This window comes from Microcoleus sp. Pol11C2 (assembly GCF_036701505.1).
Taxonomy (GTDB): domain Bacteria; phylum Cyanobacteriota; class Cyanobacteriia; order Cyanobacteriales; family Microcoleaceae; genus Microcoleus.
Genome location: NZ_JAUBQX010000011.1, coordinates 37,371 through 54,109 on the forward strand (window position 1 = coordinate 37,371; position 16,739 = coordinate 54,109).

The window sequence follows — 16,739 nt, forward strand, 5'->3', positions numbered from 1 at the left end:
CATCATTAAAAACTGCTTGGAGATTTTACCCTAAGTTTGATTATAATAAGATTCTCTCTTTCATCAAAGTTAACTGGTGTATCATAGCACCAAAAATACCCGGTAAAAACTATGGACGGACTGGCCTACCTACATTTAGCTGAAACTTGGGAAACGGCTGCGGGTCAAACTCGATCGACCCACTCAAAAAGGCACCTGAATTTAGCCTCTTCTGCTTTACTTTTCTTTACGATCGCTCTCACAATTTTCAATTTAGTCAATCCCGCACTCGCCATCAAAAAAGGTGATTCAGGCCCGGAAGTAGCCGAACTCCAGAAAACTCTACAAAACGCAGGCTATTTTCGCGGTAAGGCTACAGGATTTTACGGTTCTCTCACCCAGGCTGCTGTCAAAAAGTTTCAAGCAGAGAACAACCTGAAAGTTGACGGAATTGTTGGCCCTAAAACCTTGTCAGCACTGAAAGGTAAGCCGGAAGAGGCGAGTATTGAAGCTGGGGAAAAAATCGCGCCCACTGTCGATCGATCTTCGCCATCTCCTAGCGCCACAGAAAACACAAACGAACTCGAAGATCAAACTCAAACTCAGACCCAAGAACCTCTATTTCAAGAACCCTCTTTGCCGCCCTTTAAAACTGAAAATTCCGAGGATCAAGAAAGTGAGTTGCCACCCACAAAGCTCGTAAATCCTCCCGATAATACTCAAGGAAAAATGACGTTAAAAAAAACAATTTACGGTAACATATCGCCAAAATCAATAGTTTATTCGGGAGCGGGTTTGTTTTTTGCTCAAAACATGATGTACCGCCACACAATCACAGTTTACGACAGGAACTTTAAATTAGTCAAGACTATTCCCGATACAGTAAACTTGTCGAAGTTCGGCTTTTCTAAATTCAAAGGCAATTATAAAGGCTCTCCCGTAGAAGCTGCTTTTTCAACCGATGGAAAATATGCCTACGTCTCCAACTACAAAATGTACGGTTCCGGGTTTAGAAATCCGGGAACGGACAGGTGTTCTCCAGCGGCAAAACACGACCAAAGTTTTCTGTACCGCATAAATACCCAAACTTTGACAATAGAAAAGGTAATTCCTGTAGGTGCAGTTCCGAAATTCAATGCTGTTTCGCCTGACAATCGCTTCGCGCTCGCTAGCAATTGGTGCAGTTGGGATTTGAGCGTGGTTGATATCAATAAAAATCTCGAAATCGAGCGAGTGAAACTGGGTGCATATCCTCGGGGTATTGTTGTTACTCCCGACTCAAAAAATGCCTATGTTGCCATCATGGGTTCTTCCGATATTGCGAAAGTGAATCTCATCGACTTTTCGGTAGAATGGCTGAAGAATATTGGCAATGCGCCACGTCATTTGACGATCGACCCCAATGGAAAGTATCTTTATGCCACTTTAAATGGTGAAGGAAATGTGGCAAAAATTGACCTAAAAACGGGTAAAGTGGTAGACAAAGTTTCTACAGGAAAAGCACCTCGCAGCATGACAATTTCCGATCAGGGACAACTGCTTTATGTGGTCAACTATTTCTCGAATACTGTTAGCAAGGTTAGGACGAGCGATATGAAAGTGCTGCAAACAGTGAAGGTTAATTCAAGTCCGATCGGGATTACTTACGATCCGGAAACTAATCAGGTTTGGGTAGCTTGCTATTCGGGCAGTATTATGGTGTTTCAAGATTAATTTAGCTGCTTCGTAGTGAAGGCTTCAGTCCTGACTACAAACAATAACGATTAAATTTTATTGTGGGGCGGGCTAGGAGCAACGCCCCTAAAATATTATTTGGGCAACTTTAAAGGCTTCACAACATACTCTGAAGACTTAGCAGGTACTTTGCCTTTTTTGGCCATAGCTTGGTAAACCATGGCTGCTACTTCAGCGCGAGTTGCTGTTCTATTAGGCTGCAAAAGTGCGCGCTTCGGGTGGTTGACAACAATGCCAGCTTCTGTGGCTGATGCTACTTTGTTAACTGCCCATTTCGGCACTTTTGCCCTGTCTGTATAAAGTTGTAAAGTTTTGGTTGCTCTTGTTGATGGTTTCAGGCTCAAACCGCTCGCTAAAGCGGCGATTACTTCGACACGCGGAATCTGTTTTTCGGGACGGAACTCATTGTTTGGGTATCCTTTAAGATATCCAGTTTTGACCGTGTGGTCGATCGCAGGAGCTACAGGACTCTTGTCTTTTACGTCTTTAAAATCAATTGGTTTTCGGATCGGCTCTTTGTCGTCGGACATTCGTTGAATTAAGCGCGCTAGTTCGGCTCGCGTCATCGATTCCTCGGGACGAAATTTGCTGTCGGTGGGCTCAGCAAAAATTTTCCGATCGACTAAGGCTAAAATGAACGGACGCGCCCAATATTTGTCTGGAACATCGGAGAATCTAACGGGCCCAACTTTGGGTTTATCGGCTTTCGGTTTGGTAATTGCTGGAGCAGGAGTCGAGCTCGCAATTGGCTTGGGAGGAACAACGATTACACCCACCGGAGGAGTTTGCGGTAAAACCGGCCCTAAAGGTGCCACGGGTGCGACATCCGGTTCTGAGGGAAGGAGCGTTTTAGCCGGCGATCGCAAATCGGAACTTGGCGATTCGGGTGTTAATATTCCCGGACTCGCGGGCGTAACAGCAGGTTGAGAAAAAACGGCTGGAAATTGCCAATTTCTGGCATTCAATCGATCGGGATTTTTACCTGTTACCCAAAATAAAATTGCTCCCATCGTGCCAAAGGCAACCAAGATCGCAATCAATTCATCCAATCCTAGAGGATTTCTTTCCCCTGACGGGGGTTGTGAAGAAGACATATTGTCACCTACATACCAATGTAGAAATTAAATCACATATTTTTTGGGTCTGGGGGAAACAGAGAAAACTAAATCAATTATTCCAAAGTTTTCATTCTCTCTACCTGCAGCTGCGTGACATCGGGAGAATATATAAAATCAACTTTTACCGATGTCAGTTGCTGATTTTTGCCATCTTCAACTCAGCGCCTTCTATTCCCGAAAGAGCGAGTGCGACTCGGTGGACGAGAATTCCTGCCACTACCAAAACTCGGCTGCCGCTTGTATTGATTTTGACGTTGCTGCGGCGATCGCCTCAAAGTGCTGCCACCGTAACCCGAACCGGTCGATCGATTTCCATTTGGCCGTGCTGAGGGTCTTACTGGCTGGTTATATGTGGGCGATCGCAAGCGGCCGGTCGTCCTTAAAACTTGACGGTTTCTCACAGCCGGAGGCGGAGTTCGATACCGAGTTTGATACTGCTGAACAGCTTGGCCGTAAGTATTGCCATAGCCGCCATATCCTGTCATAATCCCCGGCTGATACACTGGCGGCATATAATATTGCGGTCTAAATAACAAACTGCCGATCGCCTGACCGGCTATAGCCCCAGCAAACGGTGCCCAGAAGCCTGATTGCTGTCTCACTACTACGGTTTGGGGCTGACCGGTTTGAGGGTTATTGACAGTTTCAGTCACGTTGTGAACGTACTCAATTTTAAAATCTTCTGTCAAATGCAAAACCGCTTGATTGTTATCCAGACTTAGATAACTTTTCTTGCCTGCCGATATTTCTTCATCCGTTAAGCGAGCCATTTGCAAATCCGTAGTGCGGTAAACTGGGGGACTGCCGGGGGGAGTATTCAGCAACATTAAACTGTATTCGCCACCCGCATCGTCGTAGGTAGCTTGCTGTACAGGATATTGACCTTCTCTCAAGTTATTATTTGGTGCAGGACGCACTGTGTTAATATTTGGATTGCCAGCAGGATTTGTATAAGTTTGTGTCCGAGGTGAACCGCAGCCGGTTGCCGTCCACAAAAAAGTTAAAGCCATTAAATAAATTGTCAGTTTTCGCAGCATCATAAATACTAATTGGTAATGAGTAAATACAGCCTATTCCATCTTGAACAAGTACAGTGGTAGCTATATTGTGTGGTGTTAATCTGTTGTAGGGCGCGTCGCTGCGAGATATTGGATAAAACTTGCAGATTGTTGCTAGCAACGCACCTTACTTACTAGAAAATTATGTGTACTACATATACAGGGAATGTGCTGTATTAATTGGTAAATAGTAATTGCTAATTGGTAATTTCTCCCTCTTAGTTCTTCCTTCCTTAAATGGGAATAAGTTCGGGGAAATTGACCAACACTTGGTCGTTGGTAAGTTCGTCTCCCAACTGTGCGGGAGAAAAGTGAACTTGCACAGCTCGGAGCCTTTCTTGGTAATGTAAATTAATCAGGGCTTTTAAACCGACTTTCAGCGTGCTGATGTCAGCGAGGTCAGTTTCTAGAGCAGGAACTTCGCCTTCATACGCAACTGTCAGCATCACTACGATATTTCTAGTTACCGGCAAAGACAAGGGGGAATTTTTATCGTAAACCGATGTACTGTATTGAGGCTCGCTGAGATAGCGCTCGGCTGAATCAGTGAAAAGTTCATCCACATAATCGCCGGCTTGGCCTTCATTCCAAAAAATATCGCCTTCATTGGCGGCTGCTTGCCAGTAGTTGTCGTACTGCAACAGGTGATTGCAAATTTCTACAAGACCTTCTCCTAAAACTGCTATGTCGCCATCGCCATCAATTGCTTGTCTGGCGGTGCGGTTGAGAACTCCTAACAGCGGTGCAACTTCTTCGCCTGTTAAGTGAACGAACACCCGGCAAACTGCCAGTCGAGTTTTACCTGTAAATTGATTGAATCGATCGCGCCAAGCATTCATAATAACCTATAGTTGTCATCTGTAGGGCTATATTTCCCACCATAGCAGGGGATTTGAACTCTTGCCGTCTACCCTCAGATTGATCTGAAGAGTATTTTTAGCGATCGCCTCGGCAGGTACTGTTTTGCTTGGACTCATCTAATTTTATAGCACTTTTCAATCGGATCAAATACAGTTCAAATACAGTAGGGAAACGGCACAGCCTTGTCCTGACGGAGAGCGGCGACTTTTAATAATTAGTATGAGATTGATGATGGTAGCCAGAGTTTTTTTAATTAATATTAATTCAGCGCTCGTTTGCTTAGCCGGAATATAATATTGTGTGCTATCAATTCATCTGTCTATTGTTTGCAGTGCTTGGCGATCGCAATGACAAGAAATTGTAGGGTAGATAATTTCCACTCAAAAAACCTCCTATCTTGGAAGATAGGAGGTGCGCTAAGCGAATACTTTGGTTTGAGATAACTATTTGACGATCGCGCTTTGGACTTGTTCGATCGCAATTTCAGAACTCAACTCGGCAACTGGCGAAACCGGCAAATCCAGCTCACCGCCAGGAGCTTCTGGGTGTTCGCGAACGGCTGCAACCGCATCTGCTGACTCAGCTACAGCACCCGTCGGCGCCAAATCGAGCAACGCCGGAACTTCCATCTGTCCAGAAACACCTGCATCTGCGATCGGATCGCTCGACTCTTCAAAAACTTCAAAATTATCGGTCATCGCAGCGCAAGCAGCAGAAGCGCGCTTGCCGGCACGGTAGCTCATGTAGGCCGCTCCGCCACCCAAAACTCCCGCCAAACCGAGGAAACCGAGAGCTGCTGTTTTGTAAGATTTCCACGGATTGATTCGCTCTGAGCCGCCGGAACCTAGGATCGTTGTCGCAGAACCAGATTTAGCCGCCCCAGATTTGCTGTAGGAACAGGGGAAAGCAGATGCAGCGTCACCTATGGCGATGCTGCTTGCGATCGCGACGACGGAAGCAATGCCAGCTAACACTTGAAACTTCTTCATGGTGCTCTGGAGATTGTAAAGGATAATTAAAAAATTAATGGTAACAGCTCTTTACAAATGTATCAACTCTGCGCGCCGCCCATATCGAGGATCGATCGCAAATATCAACTATAGCCTCACGCAATTCAAATTTAAATTTGCCAGCTTAAAAATTTGCAATGCTTGCTCTGTAAGCGTTTGGGCTAACTGCTCGGTAGAAGTTCAAGTTTTGTGAACCAATACTTCGATCGCGCCCAAATTAGAAAATCTGAGGTGAGACAGTAGAAAATTTAGTTACAGACTGGCAAACAGTTGGTGACAAACTACTTTTAAGGCTACTTTTGTAAAGGCTTAGTTATTGGAATAACTCTTATTTTTATGACAGACAACGCGAATCAAGGCATTGAGCGATTCCCTCGCCGATTGTTGGTGACGGGCGGGGCTGGATTTATCGGCTCGAATTTTGTGCATCACTGGTGCAGCAGCTATCCGGGCGATCGAGTAGTCGTACTCGACGCTTTAACCTACGCCGGAAACCGACAAACCCTGGCAACTTTGGAAGGAGGGGAAAATTTTCGGTTTGTGCAGGGGGATATTTGCGATCGTACCCTAGTCGATACCTTGCTCAAAGAAGAAAACATCACCACAGTCGCCCACTTTGCCGCAGAATCCCACGTTGACAGGTCAATTATCGGGCCTGCCGCCTTTGTTCAAACAAACGTTGTCGGAACCTTCACACTTTTAGAAGCCTTCCGCAAGCATTTTGAAGCAATTGATGAGGCATCTCTCAAAGCACAAATGCGCTTCCTCCACGTTTCTACCGACGAAGTTTACGGCAGTCTCGGCCCCGATGACCCAGCCTTCACAGAAACAACTGCCTACTCGCCCAACAGTCCCTACTCAGCCTCCAAAGCTGGCAGCGACCACCTCGCCCGCGCCTATTTCCACACCTACGGCGTCCCGACAATTATCACCAACTGTTCCAACAATTACGGCCCCTATCACTTCCCTGAAAAGCTCATTCCATTAATGTGCATCAATATGCTATTGGGCAAACCGCTGCCAGTATACGGCGACGGTCAAAACGTGCGAGATTGGCTTTACGTTCTCGACCACTGCCGCGCTTTAGATGCTGTGATTCACCGTGGTCAGCCTGGGGAAACCTACAATGTTGGCGGCAACAACGAGGTCAAAAATCTCGATTTAGTAAAAATGCTGTGTCAGCTAATGGACGAATTAGCTGAGGATTTACCCGCCCGTCCTTGCGAACAATTGATCACATTTGTCAAAGACAGAGCCGGACACGATCGGCGTTATGCTATTGATGCCACCAAAATTAAAACAGAGTTAGGTTGGACTCCCTCAGTAACGGTTGAAGAAGGTTTGCGGCAGACTGTAGAATGGTACTTAGCCCATCGGGATTGGTGGGAGCCCCTGCTTTCGGAGGAATATCAAACTTACTACCGGAAAGTCTACTCTAACTAATCTACTCCTGGACGCACGGGCTACCAAAAACCAGAACCAGTAAAAAACTGGTTTTCCCGCTCAAGAGTGCGTCCAGAAAGGTTTATGTCTTGCGTTCAAGCTTTACATTTAAACTCCCGGCGCAGAAACCGGGTTAGAGAAAGGAAAATGTTTAGTTGAGTGCGATCGATATGAGTTAAAAAACCTGTTTTCTGTGGTCTTTGCTCCTAACTTCAGATTTAATTAGGTGCAGGTGAATATCACACACATTCGCCATTGTCAATCTTTGTGAAGATTTAGTGAAAAATCATTCCAAACGCATAAATTTAAGTGTTTGTAGCTGATAATTTTAATAGAGTTACAAGCTTAAGCATTTTAGAAGCTTTTAGGAAAAACAAAAAGCAGCAATGACCGAAATAAACTGGCTCAAGCACATCCAAGAACCTAAATACTGGCTGTTAGGCATCGCCTCCGGTTTGATTGCCCTACACCTAACTCTAACTTCCAGAACAAACGACACAGACCTGTTCGGTACAATGTTACTGTTTTGGGGAGTCGTAGCATTTCTCATTTGGGAAAGGCACGAATCCTTAACTTTTGAAAGCGGAGTTTTCGCCAGCTTCTTTGGGACATCGTTAATTGCTTTAATATTGCTCAAAAGCTCGTCGATATCTGGATACGACTTTTTTATCAGAGCAACGCCTTTTTTGTCTGCAATTAGTCTCGCATTGCTGGCTTCGGGCACAAAAGGACTGAAACAATATTGGCAGGAACTTCTAATTCTTGCGTATACAGCTATTCCTCCAGGATTGATCGGAGTATTGGTTGATGTCCCCAAAATAACAGCTAAATTTTCAGCTTTCCTCCTCCACTATCTAGGATTTGAAGTGGTGCAAAAAGGGGTTTTTCTAATCCTGGAAAAGGGCAGCGTGGAAGTGAATCACGGCTGTTCCGGGGTGAATGCGATGCTACAATTGTTAGGACTAGCTCTGGTTTTCTTACTGATGTTTCCCACCACTACGGGTCAGAAAATGGTATTGCCATTCGTGGCAATAATTACTGCATTTGTAGTGAATGCCGCGCGAGTTGGTCTCCTGGCAGTGCTGGTATCGCTATCTCAACCAGAAGCATTTAAATACTGGCACGAAGGAAATGGTTCGGTAATATTTTCTATGATTGCTGTATTTATTTTCGGTTTATTCTGCTGGTTTGCAATTTTGAAAGACCAACCCCCAAATCAGGAAGGACAGAATTGCTAATGGCTATTATCTCTTGGAAACCACTTAGGATTTCCCTGTTGGCTGTTACTTTGGGAGGCGTTTTGTTGGTTGCCGGAAAATTGGTTTTCTATCCATCGGATGGCAAGAATGTGGCAACCCCGTTTGAGTTTCCCGAGTCGGTGCCTCTAGCCGAGTGGAAACTAAACAACAGCGCGCTTCTGGAAATTAAGGAAAATTCAGAATTCAAAGCTGCCAGGAAATATGAATATCAAAAAAATAGCATGGCTCTAGACATAGAGATGCGCTATGCGGTAAACACCATTGGGGATGTGGAAGGTATGATGAGGGGACATACTATTCTCAAGTCGTATCCTGGTAAACTAGCATTAGTAAACACTCAAGGCGCGGGGTTTCACGGAATTGTGCAACAGCAAAATCGACTGTATTTGAGTTCGTGTATCAATCCTCATGGCAGTCCTACAGTAACTTCCCAACAGTTTAGATATAATCGAAATACTCGCGATTGGCAGCCCAACCGTATTCTTTTTTGGTTGTTGGGTAGGGGAAATATTCAAGACCGGCGCTGTTTGTGGACTCAGATGTCTGTGCCTTTGGATAAAACAACTCCAGAAGATGCCAAAAAAATTCTAGAGAATGCTTGGGTTTCTTGGTATGAGTGGTGGCAGCCGCGATTCCCCGAGCCTTGACTCGATTCAGTCGATTTTAGCTTTTAGCTTTTAGCTTTTATATTTACTCCACAGGTGAATCTGGAAGCTGGAAAAAGAGTCTAAAATTTTTGACTCTCCACGACTGTTGTCGGGGACTTGTATCCGTTCTTGGGCGGCGTCAAGAGAGATTTTTCTTAACAACAACTCTGATTATTTTATGAATGACTTACAAGGCGAACAAGGTTTTTCTATCTACAGACTGCGTTGGATTGGCTACGGTCTATTAATTTTGTCTGTATTAGATACGATTGCAGTTCTTATACCAGCAAATTTTGGCAATCGCCTCTGGGAATTGCAAACAATTGGGGCTGTAGTGGAACGGGTGCCCGTTCCACTACTGGCAATGGCGCTGATATTTTTTGGCGAAGGGTACGACCGCAGAGGTTTGGAAGACGTTTTTTTGAAGGTTTTGTCTTGGGTTTGTCTGCTGCTAGGTTTGGTTTTTCTGTTGATGCTGCCTTTGGGAATTTTTGGCACTATCTACGTCAACAACCAAAATAACCAGCAAATTACTACTCAAGCAAACCAACAATTAGCTCAGTTGCAGCAGGTGGAAGAACGGCTCAATAAGGGTAGCCCTGAAGATTTAAGGAATTTGGCGGGGGAACTTACTCGTTTGGGGGTACAAGCGGATACGCAAAACCCACAGCAATTGAAAGAGCAAATTCTTTCGAGAATTACTCCGGCTAAGGAACGGTTACAGACGCAAAGTGCTGCGGTTCAGCAAAGTCAGCGTGTGGGGTTATTTAAAAATGCTGTTAAGTGGCTGCTGGGCGCACTGATTTCTAGTGTTTTGTTTTTTACGCTGTGGCGCGGTACTGACTGGGCTCGCGAGTAGTTTTGAGTTTTGATTTGCGATTTGTGAGCTAGTAAGGTGCGCCTAGCGCACCCGGAGATTCTTGTTGAGGACTAAGGTGCGCCCTGTACACGCAGCCCGCGTCTTGGTGGTTAAGAAGACCCTCAAACCCTTGAAATTTCGTTGGAGGAGCGCTGGCTCTTCTTCTTTTCAAAAGATATCGGTAATAAATCTTGTTTATTGCCGATAGCCAACACCGAGAATGAGGCAAATCGGTCGTTAGCGCAGCCCTCGAAGAGGATCGCACCTTGACAGGGCTGGCATTGTGAAATCCACAATCTCAAATCTCAAATCCATAATCCACAATCCACACTCCACAATCTCAAGTCTCAAATCCACAGTCGACAATCGACAATCGACAATCCACAATCCACAATCCACAATCGGCAATCGACAATCCACAATCGACAATCCACAATCTAAAATCTAAAATCGATTGATGGTATTTTCTAGTTTGTCGGCAATGCCTTCAACCCAGTTTTCATCTTGCTTTGTGTAGCTGCGGGGCGCGTTAGCACCTAAGATTAAAACGCCTTGGCTGCCGATAGGTTGACAGATAACTCCTTGAGTATTTTCTGGCAAATAGTCAAATTCAATTCGCCCGGGATAAATATTGAGATTTACTAAATAAACTGGTTTATTTTTGTCGAGCACTCGCTGCAAAATCGGCCCCGGCTTGACTTCGGGATTGATGCCTAAAATACCGCGCCGCAATAGGACTTTTCCCTGATACACAATTACGATCGACCTTGTGGCGGTATTTGTCAACAGCAAACGCGACGCCCAGGCTAATTCTATTTTCACCGCCTCCGGCAAATCCGGTGCAAATTCAAAACCTTCTTCGCCGATAAGTTTTACCGAATCGGGCGATCGCGCTTGCACCTGCTGCCACAGCAAACCTGTTAAAATCAGCAGAGCGCTGATAATTACTCCCAAAGCGTCCGATCGAGCTTGAGAATCTGTAATTTGCTCTGTCAGCAAGCGGTTTACCATTAGCAGCGTACCTGCTAATGCTCCTGCAACTAAGGGCAATTGCCGCAAAACTTTATTAGGATCAGATTTAGTCATTAGTCATTAGTCATTAGTCATTAGTCATTGGTAATTGGTAGTTGGTAATTTAACTCATGCCAACTGCCAACTGCCAATTGCCAACTGACTTTATCCTACTTCTCCAATTTCGACAATTCGCTGGAAGAGATAGCCGGTGCCGCGGGCGGTGAGAATTAATTCGGGATTGCTGGGGTCGTCTTCCAACTTTGCCCTAAGCCGCGAGATGTGAACGTCCACTACGCGGGTGTCTACGTGGCGTTCTGGCGTGTATCCCCAGACTTCCTGCAAAATTTCCGATCGCGAAAAAGGCTCTCCAGAACGGCTGACAAGCAGTTCTAACAGGCTAAATTCCATGCCCGTGAGCCGAATTCGTTCGTCGCCTTTGTAAACTTGGCGCTTGTTGGTGTCAATCCTAATATTGGTGACGTGGATGACTCCGGAGCTGGGAATCCCCGATGCTCCGTTTTTGTCAACCCTCCGCAGTACCGAACGGATGCGGGCTTCGAGTTCTTTGGGAGAGAAAGGTTTGACGACGTAATCGTCGGCGCCCAATTCTAAACCGGTGATGCGATCGGCTACGTCTCCCAAAGCGGTTAGCATGATGATGGGTACGTCTGACTCTTTACGCAACTCCTGACAGACGCCGTAACCGTCTAGCTTCGGCATCATCACGTCCAAAACCACTAAATCGGGTTCGGTGTTGCGAAATGTTTCGAGAGCTTCTTCGCCGTCAGCAGCGGTGACGACATCGTAGCCAATCATGGAAAGGCGAGTCTCCAGAATGCGGCGGATACTGGCTTCGTCATCGACTACCAGAATTTTTTCTTTATGGTTTTCCAAGTTACCGAGCACTCCTTAAGTTACATTTCAGATAATGTTAATTTTTTGTACCCTATCATTAAGACACAGATTGAATCATGTGTTGCGGTCGGTCTGAAAGCGTGATAATTGCTTTAACTCAGACTTTTCTAAATGTTAGGGTGACTATTTATCATAGTAAACAATGCCTAAGCCTCGAATACAATATATTTGTCGGGAATGCGGGTATGATTCACCACAATATTTTGGCAGGTGTCCTAGCTGTCAGAAGTGGGATTCTTTTGACGAGCAGGTAGAACAACCTACTGCTGGTGTGTCGCGGGCTGGTTTAACTGGGGTGACAACTAAGACAGTGGGCGGTTCGCCCCCTGATAAGTCGAAGGGTCAACCGAGGGTATCTTTCAGATTATCGCAGATTTCCGACCAAACTCAGTCTCGCTGGCCTTCTGGGTACGGAGAGCTCGATCGAGTTTTGGGAGGCGGGATTGTTCCGGGCTCGCTGGTGTTGATTGGGGGGGAACCGGGAATCGGGAAATCGACACTGCTGCTGCAGGTGGCGAATATGTTGGCCCGCAAGGATCGGATACTGTATGTCAGTGCGGAGGAGTCCGGCCAGCAGGTGAAGTTGCGATCGCAGCGTTTGGGCGTGGCTAATCCCGTTGAATTGTCAAGCAACGGCGGGCATAAATCTGGCAGTAACGGGGAAGCTAAAAAGGATTCGGAGGACAATTCAGCGGAGAATTTCTATTTGCTTCCAGAGACGGATTTAGAAGTTGTTTTGCGGGAGTTGGAAGCGCTGAAACCGAATGTAGCGGTGATTGACAGCATCCAAACTATTTATTTTGCTAGTTTAACATCGGCTCCGGGTTCGGTGGCTCAGGTGCGGGAATGTACGTCTGCTTTGATGCAGGTTGCGAAAAGGGAAAATATTACTTTATTTATTGTCGGTCACGTTACGAAAGATGGAGCTTTGGCCGGGCCGAGGGTTTTGGAACATTTGGTAGATACTGTACTTTATTTTGAGGGCGATCGCTTTGCTTCTCACCGACTTTTGCGAGCGATGAAAAACCGTTTTGGCGCGACTCACGAAATGGGTGTTTTTGAAATGGTAGCCAACGGTTTGCGAGAAGTAGATAATCCGTCTGAGTTGTTTTTAGGGAATAGAGATGAATTTTCTCCCGGTACTTCGACGACTGTTACTTGCGAAGGAACTCGACCGATTTTAGTAGAAATTCAGGCGTTAGTCAGCCCTGCAAGTTTCGGTTCGCCGCGCCGCACTACTACTGGTGTGGACAATGCTAGATTGCAGCAAATTTTAGCTGTTTTGGAGAAAAGAGTGGGGATTCCTTTATCTAAATTAGATGTGATTTTGGCGACGGTGGGCGGGTTGAAAGTGGATGAACCGGCGGCGGATTTGTCAGTTGCGATCGCCGTTGTGGCCAGTTTTCGCGATCGGGTAATCGATGCACGCACAGTTTTGCTTGGGGAAGTGGGTTTGGGGGGACAGGTGCGGCCGGTGTCGCAATTAGAGTTGCGGCTGAGGGAGGCGGCAAAATTGGGTTTCAAAAGGGCGATTATTCCTAAAAATCAACCCGTACCAGAGTTAGGGATGGAGATTATTCCGGTGGCGAGGGTAATTGATGCAATAATTGCAGCGATTCCTGCTACTCCGGCTCAGTTGCAGTCTGGTGATATGGAATTACATTCTGTTGATTTGGAGGAAGATGATTTGTTGAATTGAGTTAAAAAAGTGATGCTTCAAATTGATATTAAGGAGCCACTAATTATGTATCAAGTAGACATTTTTGAAGCAAAAAAAACTTTTGGAATTAATCGAGGCGACAATAAGAGGTGGAGAAATTGCGATTACTCAAGATAACCGGCCTGTTGTAAAATTGGTAGTAATTCCCAAACAAGCTAAACGCAATCGACAAGCAGGAAGTGCTAAAGGAATGGTTTGGATGTCCGATGATTTTGACGAACCGCTAGAAGAGTTTAATGAGTACATGGAATGAGGTTGTTGTTGGACACTCAGGGCTTTATTTGGATGCTTATATTCGGGTGTGGTGAATTAAGTTAGTTTAAAAATAAAGAGGCAAAAAGGAGCTGATCGCAACGTGAGCGTTAGATTACCTCCCCATGCTCAAGCACGATTGATTGAGCGAGGTGCAACTGAGGCCGAATTAATTGCTACTGTAGAAAGTGGCACAACTTTTCCGGCTCAATTGAGCCGAACCAGATTTAGGCGTAACTTTTCCTTCAATGCTGAGTGGCAGAGAAAAGTTTATGCTATGAAGAAAGTAGAGGCGATCGCAGCTAAGGAAGACGAAGACTGGATGATGAGCGCTGTAATTGTTAATTTTTTTTGAGCAGGAGGTTCCGGTGAAAGTGACTTACGATCCGAGATACAACGTAGCTTATATATACCTGCAAGAAAAAACCGCACAGGTAAAAACTATCCAGGTTAGCGATCGAATGAATGTGGACATTTCCCCCGACGGTACTATTTATGGAATTGAATTAGTCAATGCCCGTCAACAAGCAGGGGCAGATAGTCAAGGAAAACTGATTGTTGTCAACGAAGCCTTGGGAGAGTATCCTGAGATTAAAGTCGCACTATAACTGCCTCAATAAAATCAGGAGAAGTTCTCTTACTGGCACTACCTTTTGTCGATGTAACAACCTCAAAAATCCGTCCTGTGTTGGTACTTTTGGATACAGGAGATGAAGATATTGTTGTTGCACGAGTGACAAGTCAAACAACTAGGACTGTTTTTGATGTTGAGATTGTAGAATAGGAGCAGGAAGGTTTGTTGCGTTCGTCAGTGGTTCGGCTGCATAAGGTGAACACAATAGAAAAGCGTTTGGTCAATCGTCGCTTGGGAATTTTAACCGCTAGCGACTGGACGCAAGTTAGAGAAAGAACACAACAAATATGGTATTCTATTTAAGCAGGTTTAAAAAAATATTTACTTGCCAAATTTTTGAGGTGCGTTTTCACGAAACATGAACAAATCAAAAAGACGCAAAAATCAGTGGTCAAATGAACTCAACGACATCATTCGAGGCGCATCTGGTGGCTTTTTGTTCGGGATTCCCCTGCTTTATACGATGGAGGTGTGGTGGATCGGTTCGCATACTAAACCAGCGGAAATGTCGATCGCGATCGCAACTACTTTTATCGTCGTTTTCTTGCTGACTCGCACTGAAGGTTTTCGCAAAACTAAGGACATCCGCTGGCTAGATGCTGCAATCGATACCGTAGAAGCGATCGCGATCGGCATTGTCTGCGCGACTTTTGTCCTGTTTTTGCTCAGGGAAATTACGCCGGAGACTCCGCTGCAAGAAACTTTGGGGAAAATCATATTTGAAGGCCTGCCGTTTGCCTTGGGAGTTGCTCTAGCAAGCGGTTTCTTGAGCGGCGATCGCTATCAAAGCTCAGACAGCGAAAAGGAACCTACCATCAATCCAACTTTAGCAGATATCGGCGCTACTTTAATCGGCGCGATGATCATTGCTTTCAACATTGCCCCAACTGACGAAATTCCCATGCTAGCGGCAGGTATTTCGCCGCCTTGGCAATTAGCAATTATCGCCGCCTCGCTGCTAATTTCCTACGGTATTGTATTTGTAGCAGGCTTTACTTATCAAGCAAAACGGCAGCAACAGCAAGGGATTTTTCAGCGTCCCCTCAGCGAAACTGTCATGGCGTATTTAGTGTCGCTGGCGGCTTCTGCGTTTATGATGTTTTTCTTCCACAAACTCAGTTTTGACGACCCGTGGTCGATTTGGTTGAACTATACGTTAGTATTGGGATTACCGGCGAGTATTGGTGGCGCGGCGGGGAGGTTGGCAGTATGACTGAAAGTAATAACGAACAGCAAAAAAAAAGAACTCCTGCTGAATGGCTGACATTTGCGATCGCCTGCTTGATCCTTTTTACCCTCACCGGGCTCGTAATCTACAACTGGGTGACTAAAAAGCAGGAACCTCCAGTTATTTCTCTCACTCGCAACAGTCCAATTCGCGAAACTCCGGGGCAATTTTACGTGCCGTTTGCAGTAACTAATACGGGCGGCGAAACGGCAGAGTCCGTGCAAATTATTGCCGAATTGCGCGTCAACGGTGAAGTTGTAGAATCCGGCGACCAACAAATTGATTTTTTGTCAAGCGGCGAAACTCAAGAAGGAGCTTTTATCTTCAGCCGCGATCCGCGTCAAGGTGAGTTGATTGTGCGCTCCAGCAGTTATAAACTACCTTAGTAGTGCTAAAGAAGTAATGATACATAGTAGTGATGTAAAAAATAGCACATGGCACTGATTGGATTTTCTAGCGATTAGGAAAAAGACAAGGTTTTTCTGGTAGTGCCCTAGAAGTAATGATGCTAGATTAGCAGTAGTAGTTGCTAATCTATCCCTGACTATGCCTCTTTGTCCTAACTGTTCTTTTTGCCAGACAGTCAAAAACGGTCGCATTCACAACAGTAAATAACGGTTAAAGTGGGTTAAGTGCGATCGGCAATCAGGGCGATTTCATTCTCAGGGAAATCATTGTTTTGACTCTTGTGGTGACAAGAATGCCGACCCCACCCGACCCATCCACGATTTGTTAGGTATTTGGTGGGATTAGGGCAGTCACGGGGGGCAGCCTCTACCGAGAATGAAACAGCCCAGGATGGGCAATTCATTGAACCTCCGCATTCATCCAATGATTTACCAGCAGACACGAGAACTAATTGAGCCATTGTTGGGGAGCATCTCATATTTGTAAAAACACTTCTAATGGCTCCTGCCTTCTGCCTCCTACCTCAAAACTCCAATTTCTAGCTTGGCTGCAAAAGTGAGATGCTCCCGATAGTTGTTAGAACGTATTTCACTTACGGGG

Annotated in this window: 17 protein-coding genes; 11 read left to right on the forward strand and 6 right to left on the reverse strand. The window is 45.5% G+C overall.

Annotated elements, in window-relative coordinates; translation table 11 throughout:
- The first annotated feature begins 111 nt into the window (after positions 1–111).
- Entirely contained in the window at positions 112–1,692 is a 1,581-nt protein-coding gene (locus QUA42_RS09340; protein ID WP_333137044.1) for a peptidoglycan-binding protein, read from the forward strand.
- Positions 1,693–1,787: 95 nt separating this feature from the next.
- Here QUA42_RS09340 and QUA42_RS09345 read toward each other — a convergent pair whose 3' ends face one another.
- The 4 genes from QUA42_RS09345 to QUA42_RS09360 form a co-directional block, all read right to left on the reverse strand.
- Positions 1,788–2,807, reverse strand: coding sequence for an S-layer homology domain-containing protein (locus QUA42_RS09345; RefSeq protein ID WP_333137045.1), 1,020 nt, complete (start codon positions 2,805–2,807; stop codon positions 1,788–1,790).
- Between the two features lie 182 nt (positions 2,808–2,989).
- A complete protein-coding gene (locus tag QUA42_RS09350) occupies positions 2,990–3,871 on the reverse strand; it encodes a hypothetical protein (protein ID WP_333137046.1) in 882 nt (293 codons plus the stop codon).
- Positions 3,872–4,122: 251 nt separating this feature from the next.
- On the reverse strand, positions 4,123–4,728 hold the full coding sequence (locus QUA42_RS09355) for a DUF1517 domain-containing protein (protein WP_333137047.1): 606 nt from the start codon (positions 4,726–4,728) through the stop codon (positions 4,123–4,125).
- 465 nt (positions 4,729–5,193) lie between these two features.
- Entirely contained in the window at positions 5,194–5,739 is a 546-nt protein-coding gene (locus QUA42_RS09360) for a hypothetical protein (protein ID WP_333137048.1), read from the reverse strand.
- 357 nt (positions 5,740–6,096) lie between these two features.
- Between QUA42_RS09360 and rfbB the strand changes: the two genes are divergently transcribed.
- The 4 genes from rfbB (at position 6,097) to hpsJ-A (ending at position 9,968) form a co-directional block, all read left to right on the forward strand.
- On the forward strand, positions 6,097–7,203 hold the full coding sequence (rfbB, locus tag QUA42_RS09365) for a dTDP-glucose 4,6-dehydratase (protein ID WP_333137049.1): 1,107 nt from the start codon (positions 6,097–6,099) through the stop codon (positions 7,201–7,203).
- Positions 7,204–7,589: 386 nt separating this feature from the next.
- A complete protein-coding gene (crtA, locus tag QUA42_RS09370) occupies positions 7,590–8,441 on the forward strand; it encodes a cyanoexosortase A (protein ID WP_333137050.1) in 852 nt (283 codons plus the stop codon).
- Entirely contained in the window at positions 8,441–9,109 is a 669-nt protein-coding gene (locus QUA42_RS09375) for a cyanoexosortase A system-associated protein (RefSeq protein WP_333137051.1), read from the forward strand. Before crtA ends, QUA42_RS09375 begins: the two co-directional genes overlap by 1 nt.
- Before the next feature lie 178 nt (positions 9,110–9,287).
- Positions 9,288–9,968 carry an HpsJ-like protein, cyanoexosortase A-associated gene (hpsJ-A, locus tag QUA42_RS09380; RefSeq protein ID WP_333059887.1) on the forward strand — a complete coding sequence of 227 codons (681 nt, stop codon included), beginning with the start codon at positions 9,288–9,290 and terminating at the stop codon, positions 9,966–9,968.
- A 444-nt stretch (positions 9,969–10,412) separates the two neighbouring features.
- Here hpsJ-A and QUA42_RS09385 read toward each other — a convergent pair whose 3' ends face one another.
- Positions 10,413–11,054, reverse strand: coding sequence for a cofactor assembly of complex C subunit B (locus tag QUA42_RS09385; RefSeq protein ID WP_333137052.1), 642 nt, complete (start codon positions 11,052–11,054; stop codon positions 10,413–10,415).
- A 90-nt stretch (positions 11,055–11,144) separates the two neighbouring features.
- Positions 11,145–11,876: a response regulator transcription factor RpaB gene (rpaB, locus tag QUA42_RS09390; RefSeq protein ID WP_071587789.1), complete on the reverse strand. Its 732-nt coding sequence runs from the start codon at positions 11,874–11,876 to the stop codon at positions 11,145–11,147.
- Positions 11,877–12,039: 163 nt separating this feature from the next.
- Between rpaB and radA the strand changes: the two genes are divergently transcribed.
- The 6 genes from radA (at position 12,040) to QUA42_RS09420 (ending at position 16,117) form a co-directional block, all read left to right on the forward strand.
- Positions 12,040–13,596: a DNA repair protein RadA gene (gene radA, locus QUA42_RS09395; protein ID WP_333137053.1), complete on the forward strand. Its 1,557-nt coding sequence runs from the start codon at positions 12,040–12,042 to the stop codon at positions 13,594–13,596.
- 64 nt (positions 13,597–13,660) lie between these two features.
- On the forward strand, positions 13,661–13,870 hold the full coding sequence (locus QUA42_RS09400) for a DUF2281 domain-containing protein (protein WP_333137054.1): 210 nt from the start codon (positions 13,661–13,663) through the stop codon (positions 13,868–13,870).
- A 102-nt stretch (positions 13,871–13,972) separates the two neighbouring features.
- Positions 13,973–14,224, forward strand: a complete 252-nt coding sequence (locus tag QUA42_RS09405) for a hypothetical protein (protein ID WP_333137055.1) — start codon at positions 13,973–13,975, stop codon at positions 14,222–14,224.
- A gap of 13 nt (positions 14,225–14,237) precedes the next feature.
- Entirely contained in the window at positions 14,238–14,477 is a 240-nt protein-coding gene (locus QUA42_RS09410; protein WP_333137056.1) for a DUF2283 domain-containing protein, read from the forward strand.
- Positions 14,478–14,861: 384 nt separating this feature from the next.
- Complete coding sequence (locus QUA42_RS09415) at positions 14,862–15,716, forward strand: TIGR02587 family membrane protein (RefSeq protein WP_333137057.1); 855 nt, start codon at positions 14,862–14,864, stop codon at positions 15,714–15,716.
- Positions 15,713–16,117, forward strand: a complete 405-nt coding sequence (locus QUA42_RS09420; protein ID WP_333137058.1) for a TIGR02588 family protein — start codon at positions 15,713–15,715, stop codon at positions 16,115–16,117. The genes QUA42_RS09415 and QUA42_RS09420 overlap by 4 nt, the downstream gene beginning before the upstream one ends.
- Positions 16,118–16,739: the final 622 nt, after the last annotated feature.